At 51.4% G+C, this 17,932-nt stretch carries 19 protein-coding genes and 2 pseudogenes; 20 read left to right on the top strand and 1 reads right to left on the bottom strand.

Annotated elements, in window-relative coordinates; all coding sequences use genetic code 11:
• Positions 1-125: 125 nt before the first annotated feature.
• The 16 genes and pseudogenes from M3A44_09135 (at position 126) to M3A44_09060 (ending at position 12,454) form a co-directional block, all read left to right on the top strand.
• The gene (locus tag M3A44_09135; protein ID MEQ6341797.1) at positions 126-359 is read left to right on the top strand and encodes an ATP-dependent DNA helicase; all 234 of its coding nucleotides are present in this window, start codon (positions 126-128) and stop codon (positions 357-359) included.
• A gap of 26 nt (positions 360-385) precedes the next feature.
• Positions 386-505 (top strand): annotated as a pseudogene (locus tag M3A44_09130) (LPS biosynthesis protein WbpP).
• A 9-nt stretch (positions 506-514) separates the two neighbouring features.
• The gene (locus M3A44_09125; GenBank protein ID MEQ6341796.1) at positions 515-652 is read left to right on the top strand and encodes a hypothetical protein; all 138 of its coding nucleotides are present in this window, start codon (positions 515-517) and stop codon (positions 650-652) included.
• Complete coding sequence (locus M3A44_09120; GenBank protein MEQ6341795.1) at positions 652-1,098, top strand: nucleotidyltransferase domain-containing protein; 447 nt, start codon at positions 652-654, stop codon at positions 1,096-1,098. The genes M3A44_09125 and M3A44_09120 overlap by 1 nt, the downstream gene beginning before the upstream one ends.
• Positions 1,095-1,505, top strand: a complete 411-nt coding sequence (locus M3A44_09115; protein ID MEQ6341794.1) for a DUF86 domain-containing protein — start codon at positions 1,095-1,097, stop codon at positions 1,503-1,505. The genes M3A44_09120 and M3A44_09115 overlap by 4 nt, the downstream gene beginning before the upstream one ends.
• Positions 1,506-1,849: 344 nt before the next feature.
• Entirely contained in the window at positions 1,850-2,140 is a 291-nt protein-coding gene (locus M3A44_09110) for a GIY-YIG nuclease family protein (GenBank protein ID MEQ6341793.1), read from the top strand.
• A 117-nt stretch (positions 2,141-2,257) separates the two neighbouring features.
• A pseudogene (locus M3A44_09105) lies at positions 2,258-2,561 on the top strand (nucleotidyltransferase domain-containing protein).
• A 426-nt stretch (positions 2,562-2,987) separates the two neighbouring features.
• Entirely contained in the window at positions 2,988-4,157 is a 1,170-nt protein-coding gene (locus tag M3A44_09100; protein MEQ6341792.1) for a DegT/DnrJ/EryC1/StrS family aminotransferase, read from the top strand.
• Complete coding sequence (locus M3A44_09095) at positions 4,154-5,143, top strand: GNAT family N-acetyltransferase (protein MEQ6341791.1); 990 nt, start codon at positions 4,154-4,156, stop codon at positions 5,141-5,143. Before M3A44_09100 ends, M3A44_09095 begins: the two co-directional genes overlap by 4 nt.
• Positions 5,140-5,682 (top strand): acyltransferase, encoded by a 543-nt coding sequence (locus M3A44_09090; GenBank protein MEQ6341790.1) that lies wholly within the window; start codon positions 5,140-5,142, stop codon positions 5,680-5,682. The genes M3A44_09095 and M3A44_09090 overlap by 4 nt, the downstream gene beginning before the upstream one ends.
• 71 nt (positions 5,683-5,753) lie before the next feature.
• Entirely contained in the window at positions 5,754-6,353 is a 600-nt protein-coding gene (locus M3A44_09085) for a methyltransferase domain-containing protein (protein ID MEQ6341789.1), read from the top strand.
• Complete coding sequence (locus tag M3A44_09080) at positions 6,314-7,792, top strand: MOP flippase family protein (protein MEQ6341788.1); 1,479 nt, start codon at positions 6,314-6,316, stop codon at positions 7,790-7,792. The genes M3A44_09085 and M3A44_09080 overlap by 40 nt, the downstream gene beginning before the upstream one ends.
• Before the next feature lie 3 nt (positions 7,793-7,795).
• The gene (locus M3A44_09075; protein MEQ6341787.1) at positions 7,796-8,965 is read left to right on the top strand and encodes a glycosyltransferase; all 1,170 of its coding nucleotides are present in this window, start codon (positions 7,796-7,798) and stop codon (positions 8,963-8,965) included.
• Positions 8,962-10,230, top strand: coding sequence for a hypothetical protein (locus M3A44_09070; GenBank protein ID MEQ6341786.1), 1,269 nt, complete (start codon positions 8,962-8,964; stop codon positions 10,228-10,230). Before M3A44_09075 ends, M3A44_09070 begins: the two co-directional genes overlap by 4 nt.
• Entirely contained in the window at positions 10,227-11,528 is a 1,302-nt protein-coding gene (locus tag M3A44_09065) for an O-antigen ligase family protein (GenBank protein MEQ6341785.1), read from the top strand. The genes M3A44_09070 and M3A44_09065 overlap by 4 nt, the downstream gene beginning before the upstream one ends.
• On the top strand, positions 11,525-12,454 hold the full coding sequence (locus M3A44_09060; protein ID MEQ6341784.1) for a glycosyltransferase family 2 protein: 930 nt from the start codon (positions 11,525-11,527) through the stop codon (positions 12,452-12,454). The genes M3A44_09065 and M3A44_09060 overlap by 4 nt, the downstream gene beginning before the upstream one ends.
• Positions 12,455-12,697: 243 nt before the next feature.
• Here M3A44_09060 and M3A44_09055 read toward each other — a convergent pair whose 3' ends face one another.
• On the bottom strand, positions 12,698-13,984 hold the full coding sequence (locus M3A44_09055) for an ISL3 family transposase (GenBank protein MEQ6341783.1): 1,287 nt from the start codon (positions 13,982-13,984) through the stop codon (positions 12,698-12,700).
• 58 nt (positions 13,985-14,042) lie between these two features.
• Between M3A44_09055 and M3A44_09050 the strand changes: the two genes are divergently transcribed.
• From M3A44_09050 to M3A44_09035, 4 genes are all read left to right on the top strand, one after another.
• A complete protein-coding gene (locus M3A44_09050; protein ID MEQ6341782.1) occupies positions 14,043-14,768 on the top strand; it encodes a class I SAM-dependent methyltransferase in 726 nt (241 codons plus the stop codon).
• A 9-nt stretch (positions 14,769-14,777) separates the two neighbouring features.
• On the top strand, positions 14,778-15,848 hold the full coding sequence (locus M3A44_09045; GenBank protein MEQ6341781.1) for a glycosyltransferase family 4 protein: 1,071 nt from the start codon (positions 14,778-14,780) through the stop codon (positions 15,846-15,848).
• A 337-nt stretch (positions 15,849-16,185) separates the two neighbouring features.
• Positions 16,186-16,476: a helix-turn-helix domain-containing protein gene (locus M3A44_09040; protein ID MEQ6341780.1), complete on the top strand. Its 291-nt coding sequence runs from the start codon at positions 16,186-16,188 to the stop codon at positions 16,474-16,476.
• Positions 16,477-16,517: 41 nt separating this feature from the next.
• The gene (locus M3A44_09035) at positions 16,518-17,804 is read left to right on the top strand and encodes a type II toxin-antitoxin system HipA family toxin (protein ID MEQ6341779.1); all 1,287 of its coding nucleotides are present in this window, start codon (positions 16,518-16,520) and stop codon (positions 17,802-17,804) included.
• The last annotated feature ends 128 nt before the right edge of the window (positions 17,805-17,932 follow it).

Raw genomic sequence — 17,932 nt, 5'->3', positions numbered from 1 at the left:
GTTGTACGCGCTATTTCGCCAAATGGACAATCTGGGATTAAGGAATTCGCTGGCGGTGTGATGGCGTCGTTTTCACAGCGTGGTGGAGTAATAATCTGCTTGGACAGTCACAGCCAGAGTCGTTAGTGGAACGTGTGCTTGTATTATTAGCTGATGGAGAAATGGCAAAAAAAGATATTTCAGCTAAACTGGGACAAAAAGAAGTATCTGGTCAATTGAATAAAACCATGCGCGATCTCTTGTTTGAAGCGATGATCGAACTCACCATCCCAGACAAGCCCAATAGCCGCCTTCAGAAATATCGCCTCACCCAAACAGGGCAAGCGCAATTGCTTAACCAGAAAGCAAAACATAAATGAGCTTTACGATCCTAACAACTAAATTACTGGCCGATATCAGAAAATCCGCCACGTTATTGGGCCATCAACCCACCCACCGCATAAGCGAAGGGCTGAAAGTGGCGATGGTTTGGTACGTTCAACACTTAGGGTCTGTTCATAAATAAGTGTTATATTTGAACGTCACTGACGGGCGCTCTGCGGTGTTGTTTGGCGCTAAGGAGATTAATGTGTTGATGCAAGACGTGACCTCATGGCTTGAAGAAGGTATCGCCAAGCGACGCGAGCAAGAAATCGGAGGACAGTTAGTGTGATGCGCACCATCAAACGAGATGATCTGAGCAAGTTCCGTCAATCCATAGCGTTGGCGATTGAGGCAACCGGATTGAAAATGATCGCGGTGTATCTGCATGGTTCTTTTGGCACGGAATACATGCGTGCCGATAGCGACATTGATCTTGCCTTTCTTTCTGAACGGCCACTAGCGCTTGAAAAATCGATGTCGTTTTCCGCTGAATTGCAGAAGGCCTGTCGTGAGGATAATCTCGACATCGCCGACCTGCACCGATGCGATACTGTTTTTGTCGCGCATGTTGTGAGCAGTGGCGAACGTATTTATACCGGTGATGAAACGGCGGCGCAGCGCTTTGAAATGACCGCGCTGTCCAAATACGCACGGCTGAACGAAGAGCGGGCAGAGATCATCTCCGCCATCAAACAGCGGGGCAGCGTCTTTGGCGCAGAGGCGCGCCCAACATGAACGACATTGTGCTGAACAAGGCAGAGATAATAGAGCGCGCTTTGGCGCGAGTGCATGACACCTATGCCCGCCATCAGCAGGATTTGGATCAGTCTTTCGATGCACAGGATGCCATCGTGCTCAACCTGCAACGCGCCTGCGAGGCGGCGATAGACCTTGCCATGCACGTCGTCAGATTGCAGAGGCTCGGATTGCCCAAGGACAGCAAATCGGCGTTCGACTTGCTGGAACGGGCGCAGGAAATATCCTTACCGCTTGCCGACCATCTTAAGAAGATGATCGGCTTTCGCAATATTGCTGTGCATGATTACCGCGAGATTGATTGGGCGATTGTGCGCAGCATCATTGCAACGCATTGTGACGATCTCGCGATGTTCGCCAATGAAATGGTGAGAAAACACGGTTAAATGGAGAGACGTTTTATGAACAGGCCCTTAGCGTCACGCACCATGCACGGACGCAGGGTGGACGTGCTGCTCAGCGCACCCAACCTCATGCGTCTGCCCATCCACGATATTGCCTTCAAAGATGGGCAATTATTATGACGATGGAGCCCAAGATAACAGGGAAATTCCCCATTATTCCAATTCCAGATAGAAACGCCGCGTGTGTCCACCACCAACCGTTCGTCCTGAGCCTGTCGAAGAATGGACGGATGGTCTGAAAAGGACAAATGAAATGTTTTGGGTTTACATTCTCCGCTGTGCCGACGGTAGCTCACGCCGGGCACACCGACAATCTTGAAAGGCGAATGGGGCAATATCTAGCCGGAGAATGTGCGGGTTATACCGCAACGCGCCGTCCGATAGAGCTTGCTTGGTCGCAGGAGTGTGTCACTCGAGAAGAAGCCTTAACGGCCGAGATGCAAATCAAAGGATGGAGCCGTAAGAAAAAAGAAGCCATGATGCGTGGCGATTGGACAGAAGTTTCTCGCTTGGCGAAAAGTAAATCCGCTCATCCTTCGACAATACCTTTAATCCTGAGCGCAGACGAAGGGTCAGGACGAACGGATTTAGATCTTCTGCCTGAGGTTGAAAGTTGATTGCCCACTGTATTCCACATAGAGCCGTTAAGACTAGCCTGCTCAACGGGATCGCCGTGGCGGTGAAAGTTGCTGGCGCGCTCGTGCTCAACAACAAGGTACGATACAAGGATAGATATGCGACTAACAGATCAACAGCGCACCATCATTCGCGCAGCCGTTGCTGAAACCTTTGGTATGGGAGCGGATGTGTGGCTGTTTGGATCAAGAGTGGATGACAACAAACGAGGAGGGGACATCGACCTTTTGATCGAAACAGATCAAGTTGATGTCGATGCAATAGCGCGAGCTGTTGTACCTTTCAGGCCAAGATTCAAATGAAACTGGGAGAGCAAAAAATAGATGTATTGCTGGATTACCCTTCACGTAAAATCCGACCACCCATTTTTTTATTGCCAAACAAACCGGTATTTTGCTATGAATAACATTGTTTCAATACTTCGGCTGCAAGACGCATGGCGCGAATGCGAACGCAACATGTATCACCTGTGCCAATACTGTTCGTTTAACCGTTCGTGGTGAGCTTGTCGAACCACCCGCCACGCATCCTGAACCCTTCGACAGGCTCAGGGCGAACGGGGGGGTGCAGGTCAAGGGCTTCGTGTTCAACGATTTGGATACCACGCGTCAGCGCTACCGTTACGGGTACAAGGGCTATGTCTACCGCTACACGTACAAGTCATGAGCGACAATCGACTGCATGTTTGATTACCGGAATCCGTGGATAATCCCCGCACTGCATCTGGTGAGAAAAAGCAAAGTCGGTTGTCGGTCGACCCGTGGAATTGTTATGCCGCTGAACATGTCGCGCCACAACAAAAATTCAATTGAAGGGAAACACGCACCCATGAATCCGATACGCCCCAAAGAAAATTTTCTCATTTTCGGTTCACCGCTCATCGAAGAGGCTGAAATCGATGAAGTCATCGCCTGCCTGAAAAGTTCGTGGATCGGCACTGGCCCACGCGTGGCCCAGTTTGAATCCGACTTTGCCGCATACAAAGGTGTCCCCCAAGCCGTCGCCCTCAATTCCTGCACGGCGGCGCTGCATCTCAGTCTGCTGGTGGCAAATCTTAAGCCTGGCGACGAAGTTATCACTACGCCGCTCACCTTCTGCGCCACGGTTAACGCCATCATTCACGCTGGCGCCACACCGGTACTGGCCGATGTTGATCCGGCAACCATGAATATTGACCCGAACGAGATCGATCGCCGCATCACCCCGCGTACCCGAGCCATCCTCCCGGTGCATTTTGCGGGGCGGGCATGCGATATGGATGCCATCATGAGCATCGCCGAAAAACACAACCTCAAGGTCATTGAAGACTGCGCCCACGCCATTGAAACCGAATACAAAGGCCGTAAGGCCGGAACCTTCGGCGATTTTGGCTGTTTCAGCTTCTATTCCACCAAGAACATCGTGACTGGCGAAGGCGGCATGGTGCTCGCCAAGCGCGACGAAGATATTGCCCGCCTTAAGGTACTCGGCCTGCACGGCATGAGCAAAGATGCCTGGAAACGCTTTGGGGATGAAGGTTTCAAGCATTACCAAGTAGTGGAGTGTGGTTTCAAATACAACATGATGGATATGCAAGCCGCGCTCGGTGTTCACCAGCTGAAGCGTGTCGAAGCCTATGGGCAGCGGCGTAGCCAAATCTGGCAGCATTACATGAAAGCCTTCTGGGATTTGCCCATCGGCCTGCCCGCCCCGGTAGAAGCAAATACCCGCCACGCCTACCACCTGTTCACCATTCTTATTGATAAAGAGAAAACTGGTGTCTCGCGGGATGAGTTCCTTGATCGCATGACCGCCGAAGGCATTGGTGTGGGTGTGCATTACATGAGCATCCCGGAACATCCTTACTACCAGCAAACCTTCGGCTGGAAACCAGAGAATTATCCTAATGCGATGCGCATTGGACGGCAGATTGTGAGTTTGCCGATTTCGGCGAAGCTGACGGAACAAGACCAGCAAAATGTCGTCGTTGCGGTAAAAGCAGCACTGACCAAGCAATGACTTTGAGCATTGTAAAAACTTGGGTGCCATTAGCGGGCGAGTGGGATGATGCATGGCGTAATTGTCTGTACTCAACCTATTTCCATAGTAGAGAGTGGGTTGAGATATGGGCGGATTACAGTCAGGGAAAAATTACACCCGATCCTCTGGGGATTGCACTTTCTGATGGGACGCAGATTGTTTTGCCGTTCAGTAAAGAAAAAACACTCAAAGGTCTCGCAAAGCGACATATTTCCTCGCCAGGCGGTACGTTTGGCGGGTGGCTTGCCAAAGTCTCGCTTGATGAGCCACAGCAAAAATTGCTGATGCAATTGATCGTCAAGCGTTATCCCGATTTGATATGGCGCTTTAATCCTTATGAAAAGGTATTACATCCTGGCGGACTTGGCTGCCTAACCGAGGGCGAGACCCATGCCTTGGATTTATCTATCGGTTTCGAAGAAATCTATCGTGGCTGGACAAAGGGGCACGCATCGGCTGCACGCAAAGCACGCAAAGCACGGGTCGAGGTATGCGTAGCCGAAACCCTAGAAGACTGGAAAAACTATTTTCGTGTGTACGAGGACTCATTGAATCGCTGGGGCGAAAACACAACGTCAGCTTACTCTTGGGATATTTTCGAAGCAGTTTTTCGGCGGACATCACCCAATGTCAGGCTTTGGTTAGCCAAGCATGATGGTTTAATGATTGCAGGGGCGCTCTGTTTCTATTCTCCGACGCATGTTGTGTACTGGCATGGGGCGGCACTATCAAGCCATTTCGAATTAAGACCGGTAAACTTGCTGATGTATGAAGTAATCAAAGACGCTTCTGAGCGGGGCTCTAAGTGGTTTGACTTTAATCCCAGCGGGGGACTTGAGGGTGTCATGGCATTTAAGCGTAGCTTCGGTGCGCAAGCAATCGAATCCAACGTGATAGTAGCAACATCGAGACTGGTCTCGACCGCTACTGCCGCCATACAAGTTGCAAGGAGATTCGTAAAGTGATTGCCGCGATTCTGAATATGTTGAGGGTATTCCTTGCTATCCAACGAATTAGTAGGCAATTTCCTACTGCGAAGATTGAGCAAGGTGTGGTTATTAAGGGAGCTATAGCCAATTTGAAGCTTGGTAAAAATGTCCAAATTCAAACTGGTGTTGTTTTACATCTTGGTGGCATGGATTGGTGCGAGCGACAGGGTGTTCTGGAAATCGGTGACGAGGCCGTGATTTCGCCTCACTGTGTATTTTATGGTGCAGGTCCCGGTGGAATTCGCATCGGCAAAAACTTTGATTGTGGACCAGGGGTTGGAATTTTTTCAAGCCGGACAGACTACCTAAAAGGGCCAGAACATCATTGTTTTGCTCCGGTAATAATTGGTGATCGGGTCATTGTTTATGCCCATGCTGTTATTGGACCCGGCGTGAGGATTGGTGATGATTCAGTCATTGCTGCGGGCTCTGTAGTTACGCAAGATGTGCCTAGCAATGCTCTGGTTGGTGGAGCACCGGCTAGAGTTATCAAAATATTAAACAGGAACAAATAATGCTTGGAGTAATCAATTCGAGCCCTAAGAACCTTCTTGTACAATGGATCGTGCAGCGAGAATTGTTCGATATGGGTAAGAGGTATATCTCTGGTCGCATTATCGACATCGGCTGCGGTACCAAACCCTACGCCGAACTTCTTAAGTCATACGTCACCGAACACGTCGGCGTTGATCACGAAGGCACGTTCCACAGCAAGGACAATGTCGATCTTTTTGGTACGGCTTATGTTATCCCGGCGGAAGATTCTTCGTTCGACTCTGCGCTCTGCTCTGCTGTTCTCGAACACTTGGAAGAGCCCGAACAGGCTCTGCGTGAGTGTTATCGCGTACTGAAGCCGGGCGGCGTGGCGATTTATAGCGTCCCATTTATCTGGCACCTGCACGAAGAGCCGCGTGACTTTTACCGCTTCAGCAAGTACGGACTGGACTACCTGTTCAAGAAGGTCGGATTTGAGGTGGTTGAGATCAAGGCGCTGTCCGGCTTCTGGGTTACCTTCGGCCAATTACTGGTCTACAACCTCTACCGACTGAACCGGGGGCCGCTGCGCTGGCTACGCATCATCGACGGGCTGGGATTGGCCCTGCAAGGGATGGCTTACCTCCTTGATCGTTTCGATCGCACCGAACAGTGGACCTGGATGTATATGGTTGTGGCGAAGAAACCTTGACGATCACCAAGCGTCAAACGGTATCAGGCATCAAGTGGTCTTCCGTATCTCAGGCCGTAAAGCTAGGCGCCCAGTTGCTGGGTATCGTGATACTTGCCCGCCTATTGCCTGCTTCCGACTTTGGCTTGGTGGCCATGGCCACGGTTGTGACGGGTTTCGCCAGCCTGTTCCGCGATATGGGCACTGCCGCTGCAGTGATTCAGAGGCAAGATATCCCGCCACAACTATTGGATTCAGTATTTTGGTTCAACGCGGCAGTGGGATTGGCTTTGATGGTGTTGCTGGCAGCGCTTGCCCCCGCTATTGCCTGGGGTTTTTCGGAGCCGCGTTTGACCGAAGTATTGTGGGTTCTCGCAGTGGTTTTCCCACTGGCCAGCACGGGGGCGGTGCATCAGGCCTTACTTGAACGTGCCTCACGCTTTCGCCCTTTGGCATTGCTGGAATCTATCGCTGCATTAGGTGGTTTGGCCGTTGCGGTCGGGGGTGCTTGGGCTGGCTGGGGTGTGTATAGCCTGGTAGCGCAGACCTTGGTTTCTGCCGCACTTGCGACAGGTGCGCTGTGGCTTGTCTCGAAGTGGCGGCCCGGTAGGCGGGGGCGATGGGCAGAAATTCAAGGGTTGCTGGGATTTAGCGGCAATCTTGTCGGGTTCAACATATTCAATTATTTCGCCAGAAACGCAGACAATCTACTGATTGGGCGGTTTTTGGGGGCTGCGGATTTGGGCATTTACTCGATGGCATACAGGTTGATGCTTTGGCCACTGCAAAATATATCGGCTGTAATGAGTCGGGCATTGTTGCCGACATTCAGTCGTCTGCAAGAGAAGCACGATCATTTTGGTGCGGCATTTGTCCAGGCAACGGGCGCGATTATTTTTATTACTGCGCCGCTGATGGTCGGCGTTTTTGTCTTGCGTGAGCCGCTCGTAATTTTGGCGCTTGGCGAACGTTGGAAACCGGTGTCTGATTTATTGTTCTGGCTCGCCCCAGTCGGTTTGTTGCAGTCTGTCGGCACAACGGTAGGCAGCCTCTACGTTGCAACGGGCCGCACCGATGTCATGTTCAAATGGGGCATTTTTGCGGGTTCCCTTGCCGTACTTGCAATTGCCTTGGGCTTGCCTTGGGGGATTGAGGGGGTGGCCATCGCGTATCTTGCAGTTATGTTGCTTTTGTTTCCCCCGTCATTCTGGGTACCGTTCCGCTTGATTGGATTGAAATTGACAATATTTTTACAAAATATTTCCCTTCCAATTTTATTGAGCGCAGTGATGGGGGGCGTGGTTTATATCGCACAAATGTTTTTGCCCATCGCTAATGAGGCGATCGGGCTTCGGTTTGGATTGTTAGTGGCGTTAGGCATGGTCATCTATGCCTTATTGAGCTTGGTTTTCCAGCGCACGCTGGTTAAACGTATTTATAGCGCGTTGGTGAATCGGTGAAGAATGAACAGAAATAAACTCACTGTCATCCACAGCTATCCCGTCTGGCTTCCGCAAACTCAAACCTGGATGCACAGCCAGGTGGCCGAATTGCAACGGCTGGGCGTGGATGCCCATGTGGTCTGCGAACGCACGGAGAATCTCGATCAATTCGGCGTGGCAAACATTCATTGCCTGGCCGATGAACCGAAGTGGCGGCAGGTTTACGATAAAGGTTTACGCAAGCTGCGGTTGCGGCGACATTTGGATTATTTGGTGCAAGTGGGGCGAAAGACCAGCGCGCAGATTGTTCATTCCCATTTTGGCAATGTTGGCTGGGCAAATTTGGGTGCTGTTCGCAAGCTGGGCGCCAAACATGTCGTGACCTTTTATGGACTGGATGTAAACATGCTGCCCCAGCAGTTTCCCATCTGGCGTAAACGTTACGCCGAGCTTTTTGCTGCGGTTGACTTGATTCTCTGCGAAGGCTCCCACATGGCGCGCTGCATCGTCGAGTTGGGCTGTCCGGCACATAAGGTGAAAGTGCAGCATTTGGGGGTGGATGTTGAGCAGTTTGATTTCCGACCTCGGCAATGGCAGCCTGGTGAAACGCTGCAAGTGCTTATCGCAGCCTCATTCCGTGAGAAAAAAGGGATTTCTCTTGCCATAGAAGCCTTGGGCAGCGTTCGGCGCGACATACCCGTTGAACTCACCCTCATTGGCGACGCTGGGCAGGATGAAGCAAGTCAGCGAGAAAAAGACAAGATTCTTATCTCACTTGAGCGTACAGGCCTCAAACCCCTTACCCGTCTCTTGGGCTACCAGTCACATGCGCAGATGTTAGAGGAAGCCTACCAACACCATGTGTTTTTACACCCCAGCATGACTGCGCAAGATGGTGATACTGAAGGCGGCGCGCCGGTTTGCATTACCGAAATGTTGGCCACGGGCATGCCCGTGGTGAGTACAACCCATTGCGACATCCCAGAAGTGGTTGGCTCCCACCTTCATCATTTGCTTGCGCCGGAGCGAAATGTGGAAGCGCTGGTAGCGTGTTTGAAGACCGTTATCCATCACCCATCGCGGTGGGCTGAATGGGCGCTGGCCGGGCGGCGCCGTATTGAGACGGAATATCACAAAGGCAAGCAAGCCAAGCATTTGCTGGCGCACTACAAAACGTTGGTGGCGATGTGAAAAAAGCGGTGATATTTGCTCCGTTTTGGCGTCAGGCCGGGCATGTCGGCAACAACCGTGTGGATCGTTTTGTGCGCTGGCTGGTAGAAGACGGGTATTACATCGTGATGGTACGTGCTGGCAGTGTGGACGCTATTCGTCAGGAAATCTGGGGCGAGGAAATTACCGTCCATGACCGCCTGGGGCTTTATCGTGATATGGAACCGGGCACCACCACCGTTTCGCTGCGCAAGCCCAACAAGCTGCGGCGAGCTTTGGCGTACTGGCTGTTCAACCCAGACCCCACCGTAGTATGGGCCAAAGCGGCCGCCCGGCACCCCGCAGTGTTGCGTGCTATCGAAGGCGCGAATTTTATTCTGTCATCGAGTCCGCCTGAATCAGCCCATGTGGGGGCGTGGTTGCTGTCACGCCGCACAGGTACGCCGCACATTGTTGACATGCGTGATGGGTGGCTGGACGAACCATTGAAGCCGCTGTTACGCAGTTCTGCTATACGTCGCTGGCTGGAGGGTCGCATGGAGGCACGCATCCTCCGCGATGCCAAAGCCATCCAGGTCACTTCAGATGTATGGAAAGAATTGTTGTGTAAACGCTACCCCGCGCTTGCTCATAAAGTTCAGGTGCTGACCAATGGCTACCCGAAAAATATGCCTGAACTGCCGCTAAGGCAGCCCAAGGGGCCTGAAGAGGAACTGGTACTGATTCATGCGGGCCGTTTTATTGGGTCACGCTTGACCCAATTGCCAGATCTTCTGCTGGAGCCTTTGCTGCAGAATTTGTCTACTCAGCCTGCCAAAGGTGTGATTCGATTGATTGGATCACTTTCGGACGATGAGATGAAAATCATCGAGCCATTCAGGCTACGTTTCCAGGAAATTGGCTGGCGCATCGAATGCCTTGGCAGTATGCCCCGTCATGAGTTGCTGCAACTGTTGCCACAGGCAGATGGGCTTTTGCTGTTGTCTGCTTCCTATGCAGCTATCCCCAGCAAGTTGTTTGAGTACATCCCGACTGGAAAGTCGATACTGGTGGTAACCGAACGGAGAAGCGCGACTTGGCGGGTTTGTGAGAAGTTGCCGCAGGCGTTTCTGGTGGACATAGACAACGATGGTGCCACGTCAGTGGCGATCGATTTTTTTAATGGGATAAAGAGCCCCTCCATAATAGGGCGGCGTCCAGAGGAATTTTCAGAAGCATATTTATCTGGCCTTATGCATCGCATTTCATCGGGTTTGTGGGTGAGTAATAAAGGGGGAGACCAGTGAGTTCCACATTCCCGTCCTCCATGCTTGAGAGAATTTTTTTGTGGATGGGGATGGCGCTTTTCTTTTCAATGCTGTTTGTTCCGACGACTTATCAGTCAATCAAGGCGGGCGTTTTAGCTGTTCTTCTAAGTGCCATTGTCGTGGGATGGCAGCGGGGGAGCAATTTCAAGCTGCACCGATCAATAGCGGGTTGGACATTGATTTTTGTGACGACCAGCGCTGTTTTTATGGTGGTTGGGGCCGTAGGTGCAGCGCCCGGTGCATTGCGTGTCGGAACAGTGTATGTGCTCTGGCCGCTGGTATTTACGATGCTGATTGGGGGACTTATCAGCGAGATCAGTATCCGGAAACTGATAGCGGTACTGATCTGGGCTGGGATCGCGATTGGTATCTATGGCGCAACTTACTTCGGGCATGTGCTCGGCTGGTTACCAAACGCCCTATACATTGAAATTGATCAAGGGCAGGGCATTGGGCTATACGAAGGATATGTCGAATACAACATGTACTCGATATCGACGCTTCTGTTTCTCGTCCCTTTTTTATTCGCCGCACTCGTTCATTGGAGAAAACTGGGTGCCACGATTGTGGCACGATATTGGCTTTGGCTTGCATTTTTGTTGTGTTTGGGCCTTGCATTTGCCAGCGGTCGTCGTGCCCTATGGCTTATTTTGTTGATTGCTCCAGTCGTTTACTGGATCTTGTCCTGGCTTTCAGTTTCATCGGTAGATTCACGAGCTGCTACGACATCTCGTATCCCCGCGTTGCTATTGCTTGTGATAGTAATTGCAGCGGTACTCTGGTATTTGCAAATTAAGCTTGACCTAGATCTGTCTGCAATGGCAGAGCAGCTGTTTTCAGCGTTTGATTTTTCCGGGGAAAGAAGTGCTTCGTTGCGGGCCGAGCAAGCGCAAGCTTTATTTTCAGAATGGCAGAACCGTCCTTTGCTGGGTTATGGACACGGCGCGGCAGCGCGTGGCTCGTTGCGCAGTTATGAGTTTCCATGGGCGTATGAGTTGTCCTATCTGGCGCTGCTCTTCCATACGGGGCTACTTGGCACGTTGGTATATGCTTCTTGCGTCGTCTGGGTTTATTGGCAGGGGCTGAAGGTTGCCCGGCACTCCCTTGCCTATGGGTACTTGATGATCCCAATCCTCGTGGGAACCACCTGTTTCTTGATCGGTAATGCCACCAATCCTTATCTTGAAAAATTCGATTTCATGTGGGTTATCTTTTTGCCGCTGGCGATCATCAATCGTTATTTGATCGAGAGCCATTCCAGCGAGGGGAGGACATGAGCCGATTGACGGTTGTCATTGTCAACTGGAACGCTGGCTCGCAGCTGGTCGATGTTGTCGCCAGCATCGGGCAATATCATCATGATTTTGTGTCGTCAGTCATCATTGTTGATAATGCATCCACAGACGATTCCCTCGTGCATGTCGAAGCACCCTCGGATTTGTCATTCCCTCTTCATATCATCCGTAACAATAAGAATCGGGGGTTTGGTGCTGCATGCAATCAAGGCGCAGCGTTGGCCAACAGCGAATACTTGCTTTTCCTGAATCCGGATACACGTTTATTTGAGAATTCACTGACAGTTCCGCTGGCTTTCATGCAACAGCCAGAGAATGCCGACGTTGGTATCGTCGGCATTCAGCTTGTGGATGAAAACAACCACATTACCCGAAGCTGTGCGCGATTTCCCTCCTTGGACATCTTTATGGCACAAGCCTTGGGGTTAAATCGTTTGCCGGGGTTGCGGCATTTGAATACACACATGACTGAATGGGTGCATGATAAAACGGTAACGGTTGATCATGTCATTGGGGCTTTTTATTTAATGCGGCGCTCGTTATTCGAGTCCTTGGGTGGTTTTGACGAACGCTTTTTTATGTACCTTGAGGACTTGGACTTGTCCCGTCGTACCCGCCAAGCCGGTTGGCGTAGCGTCTATCTTGCCGAGGCACAGGCTTTCCACGCCGGTGGCGGCACTTCGCGCCAGGTAAAGGCACACCGATTGTTTTATTCCTTACGCAGTCGTTTGCTTTACGGTTTCAAGCATTTCACACCCTGGCAGGCTTGGGCGTTGTTGGGAGTGACGCTGGTGTTGGAGCCAGTCAGCCGGTTAGCGCTCTCGCTACCGCGCGGGGGGGTGCAGGATGTGCGGATTACGCTAAAGGCTTACGGTATGCTGTATAGGGATTTGGCAAATATTTTATAGTTGCCCTTTTTGGAAGCGATTTACTAAAAGTAGGTTTCTAATTATGAATTTAAATTTACTACCCACTCCTGCTTCATTAACGCACCAACATTTGTTTTCTTGTTTGAATACTTTGATATCAACCGACGCACACTACATTCGAATACTTGATGCAGGTTGTGGGGATGGCAGGTTAATATCGTTTATTCACAGGACTATTAAATTGGGCTCTTCGCGTGATCGTGTGGGTAAATTTCATGTTTTTTAGAGCCTCGGGAGCATAGACGTGAGTATTTTTAGTCGCAGATATTCTTCATCGCGCAGACCATATGCACGGCGTTGGATGACGCATATCTTATTGTTGAGCCCCTCAACAAAGCCGAGTGAAACTTTATTCTCTGGCTTGCAATAGGCTGCGATCCCATCCCAATGGCGCTCAACCATCTCGGCAAATTTCTCGTAAGGTTTCAGGCGCTGCCACTTCAGGCTGGTTTTCCAATTCTCGAAGAAACACCGCGCCCATGCTTCGCTCCTGTAATCCCACAACTGGCCAAACGACTCTTTCAGCAGGTACGCCGTGTTCAGCCGTTTGTTCGCTGCCAGCAAAGCCTTCAAAGAACGTCTGCCGTCCAGTGTCAGATTTTCGTGATTGGAAAGCAGTACGTATTTCTGCCCCTTAATGTAGCGCCTATCCTTGCCCTGAAGACGTGCATATTCCATCTTTCTGACTTTATCCAGAGCATCGCCGAGATGGCTCATGATGTGGAATTTGTCGAACAGGATGGCCGCCTGCGGGGCGCGTTCGTTGGTTACGTTACGAAAGGGCTTCCACATATCCATCACTGCAAGACAAATGCCTTTGGATTTCTTCTCTCCCAGCCAGTCATAGAACTGTCGCATGCTGTCCTCCGAACGGTCGGCACCGCCAAACCAGATGGGACGACCACGGATCAAGTCGCTGACTACAATGCGATAGGTATGTCCTTTGCGAATCGATATTTCGTCGATGCCAATGGCCTTGGGTGCTGGCGTTCCGGCGCGTTCCAGTTGCGCGGTCATGTATTGCTTGTCCAGTTCCTTGACGGTGTGCCAGTCCAGAAGCAATTCGCGGGCAATGTCCGACACCGTGCTGGCGCGACACCGTCTGCCTACATACCAAGAAAATCGCTTTGTATAGAGTGGGTTGTCGGCGAGAAAGTCGAGTCGTTCGCGTTTCACTTTCCCGCAGTGCCGACAAAGCACCCGTCGAATTTCGATTTCCAGATAGATACGTGTGTCGCCACAGGAGAGGTCGCGAACTCGTCGAAGCCTCTTGTCGTACCAACCAGAGCGCGTTCTGCCGCAACTGTTGCAGGCCGTTTTTTTGAGCGCCGAACGAGCGTGATGATCCGTGCTTTGGAGTCGCCAAAGATGCCGCGTATCTTTTCCAGCGGGCGAAAACAGGGGAATCGGTATGCGTCGAGAATGCGTTTGGGTTTGCGTGAAATAGCCATTGAAAAAACCTCCCATTTTCTGCAACAGGTGCAGGATGCATTTTGCCTGATGCCACAAGGCTTGCGGAGGTTTTCATGTTAAATTTCACCCACTCGATTTCACGAAGACCCTTAAATTGGTACACCCAAATATATCTGTCGATGTTTATGGATTCGATGTTGTTGATCACGGCGTTCAGGCTACAGGATTCCTTGAGAAGGCCATCGCAACGTTGTCATCCGATATCTCTGATGTGGAGTGGTCGGAACGAATTAAACCATTGTATGTTGGTGATACATGGGGTTTTCCTGATAAATTTTTTGATGTTGTTCTATCCAATCAGGTTTTCGAACATGTACACGATAAGCCTTTTTTCTTTAAAGAATCATACCGTGTGCTTCGCGATGGTGGATATGCTGTTCATCTTGCTCCACTTGTGCATTACATTTACGAAGGCCATCTTTACTTGCCTTGGGTGCATCGCATTCGTTCTCACGACTTGCTATATAGCTATATTTCCCTCCTAAGCCTGTTCGGATTGGGAAAATTTCGTGATCATAATAAACGTACTGGAATCTCAAGATCGGAATTTTCAATAAAGCATGCAGATTATGTTTATTTTTGGACGAATTATTCGAGCGAAAGTGAAATTCTGGACATGGCGCGAACTAATAAATTTCGCGCAAGTTTTAGGTTCAGCGCAGATTTTTACTTGCTCAAGTTACGTCAAATTTTTCACCTTCCCTATAAAGCAAGTTATAAGTTATCTCGATCGGCGTTTCTTGATTCGATTGCGATTAAGTTCCTTCGTTATTTATCTAGCAACACTCTCGTCTGTGAGAAACGCAACACGTATGAGTAGAGCGGAATCATGAAAGTGCTGCTTCTCACCCGCTATGGCCGACTGGGCGCCTCGTCACGCATGCGCTTTTTGCAATTCCTGCCATGGTTTGAGAAAGCGGGTTTTGAATGCACTGTCGCGCCCCTTGTGGACGATGCGCAGCTTCAGGTGCGCTACAAAAAAGGTGGTTATCAGTTATTTGGTTTGTTGCAAGCCTACCGGCGGCGTGTTCGCACCTTGATGCAGCGTCATCATTTTGATGTGGTGTGGATAGAAAAAGAGGCACTGCCGTGGTTGCCTGTGTGGCTTGAGCGCTTTTTGTTGCGCGGTGCGCCCTACGTGCTGGATTACGACGACGCTATTTTCCATAACTACGATCAGCATTCTTCTGCTTTAGTACGACGGTTTTTTGATCATCGTATAGATCGTCTGATGGCCGGTGCGCGTTTGGTGGTGGCGGGCAATGCGTATCTGGCGCAGCGGGCGCAGGATGCTGGCGCGCCTTGGGTCGAGATTTTGCCCACGGTGATTGACTTGGACAGGTATGCGGCCAAGCCCACCTTGGCCCCTGCCGACGAGCCGTTGCGCATTGTTTGGGTCGGTTCGCCTTCTACCGTCCGTTATCTGGCGTTGCTGTGCGAGCCTTTGGTGGTGCTTGGTCAGCGGTTTGCTTTCAAGTTACGGGTGGTTGGTGGGGGTTCAATTGATCTGCCTGGCGTGGATGTGGAGTTTGTGCAGTGGACGGAAGCAACAGAGGTGGCTTCGATACAAGCGTGTGACATTGGCGTGATGCCCTTATTTGATTCGCCCTGGGAGCGGGGCAAGTGTGGATATAAACTCATTCAGTACATGGCCTGCGGCTTGCCGGTGGTAGCGTCCCCTGTAGGAGTGAATGGCGAGATTGTCCGCGTAGGTGAAAATGGTTTCTTGGCGGATACTGCCAGTGAGTGGGTGGATGCCTTGGGCAGGCTTTTGAGTGATGCCGCTCTGCGGCAGCACATGGGCAAGGTCGGGCGCAAGCGTGTGGAAGCGGAATACTGTATTCAGCAAGTGGTGCTACGGCTGGTAGCGTTGTTAAGCACTGCTGGGGAGGGGCGCTGACCGTGTGTGGATTTGCGGGTTGTTTAGGCCATGGCAGTGCAACGATGCCGCCACCCCACGCGCTGCTTCAGCGCATGGGCAACGCCATTGTCCAGCGTGGGCCAGACGATAGTGGCGTATGGTTTGACGTGAGACCGGGGTGAGTCTGCCGCATCGACGTTTATCTGTTGTGGATTTGTCGCCTGCGGGGCATCAGTCGATGGTGTCGGCGGACGGTTGGGAAGTATTCTTGATTACGAATATTTATTAAATATATCCAATAGAGAATATGTTGAAAATATATCAAATAGAGAATATGGTTAGCATGTGCATAAATAAATATTAAGGAATATTTGCCATGACTAACAATATTCGCACTACCGGCCAGCTCGGGCCTATCCTAAAGCAATTGAGGAAAGCCAAGAGATGGTCGCAAGGTGAGCTGGGCAAGAGGATTGGCTTGTCCCAGGAACGCATCTCGGTGATTGAAAATCACCCTGAAAGGATGTCCATCGACCAACTGCTCACTGTCCTGATGGCGCTGGAGGCAGAACTTCAGGTTGAGCCACGGCACCCCCTCTCGGCAAAAACATCGGAAAAAGTAGTTGCCACAGGAAGTCTCAAAACAAAACCTCGGGAACCATGGTAATGGCTGGGCGCCCCTCATCCAGAAAGGTGCTTGACGTCTGGATGAACGGCGAGTTCGTGGGTCATTGGACGTTTACCTCGGCAGGCGGACATTCATTTTCCTACGATGCATCCTGGCTCGAAAATCCACAGGGGCGGCCACTATCCCTTTCGCTGCCGCTCTCCCAAGGGACGGCTCCGTTGTCAGGGAGCGTCGTCGAGTCCTATTTCGACAACTTGCTTCCCGATAGCCTGGGCATCCGCAAGCGCTTGGCGTCCAAATTCGGTACCGGCTCTACGCAGGCGTTCCAACTGCTCGAGAAGATCGGCCGCGATTGTGTTGGCGCTCTCCAACTTCTTCCCGGTGGTAGTCCGGCTCCTGATGTTCGACGAATCGACGCCGAGCCGCTTTCCGAATCCGATGTTGAAAGAATTCTCAATGACACTGTAAGCAATCGTAACATTGGTGTGCCCGAAGAAGATGAGCTACGAATCTCAATTGCCGGGGCACAGGAAAAGACCGCGCTGCTCTGGCACAACGATCAATGGTGCCGACCGCGTGGGACGACTCCCACAACGCACATTCTGAAGCTACCGTTGGGCGAGGTGGGTGGAATGCGCGCCGACTTTTCCACCTCCGTCGAGAACGAATGGCTTTGCGCAAAGCTGGTGCGCGCTTACGGTTTGCCGGTTGCTGACTGTTCCATTGAAATGTTCGGCCGACACAAGGTGCTGGCGGTCACGCGGTTTGACCGCAGCCTCATCAACGGCTGGTGGGCTCGTTTGCCGCAGGAAGACTTTTGCCAAGTGGCAGGACTGCCGCCGGAACGTAAGTATGAGGAACAGGGTGGACCCGGCATCGCATCCATCCTTGATACATTGCGCGGCAGCGACAATGCCGAGTCTGACCGCACAAACTTTCTGACGGCTCAGCTCATATTTTGGATGCTCGCTGCACCCGATGGACACGCCAAGAATTTCAGTGTTTCCATTGGACCGCAGGGGCACTTTTGGCTAACGCCGCTCTACGATGTGATGTCAGCTTGGCCGGTAATTGGAAAAGGCGCTCGCGAGTTACAGTGGCAGAAAGTGAAGATGGCCATGGCGCTGCATACGAAGAACACCCACTACCGGATCGCCGAGATCCAACGCCGACATTGGAACGCGGTGGCCAAGGCCAATGCCTTGGGATCCGATTTCGAAGCGGTCATCCAGCGAATAGTCGGCATGACGCCAGCAGTGATCGAATCAGTGGCGGATGAACTCCTGCCGGAGTTCCCTATCGTGGTATCCAGGCGGATATTTGACGGCCTCATCGACCAAGTGAGCCGTCTCAACGCTGGCATCTGATAGTGAGTAACAAGGGGGGCGTAACAAGGTCTGGAGAGGGTATTAGAGGCGGCGCGGCAATAGATCGTGCTGCACAGACTGCGATGTGTTCAGGCTCAACGTGTATCTTGGCAATGCTTTGAAGGGCG

It is taken from the genome of Gammaproteobacteria bacterium, assembly GCA_040183005.1.
In the GTDB taxonomy this organism is placed as follows: Bacteria; Pseudomonadota; Gammaproteobacteria.
This window is presented reverse-complemented; position numbering and strand designations above follow the sequence as displayed.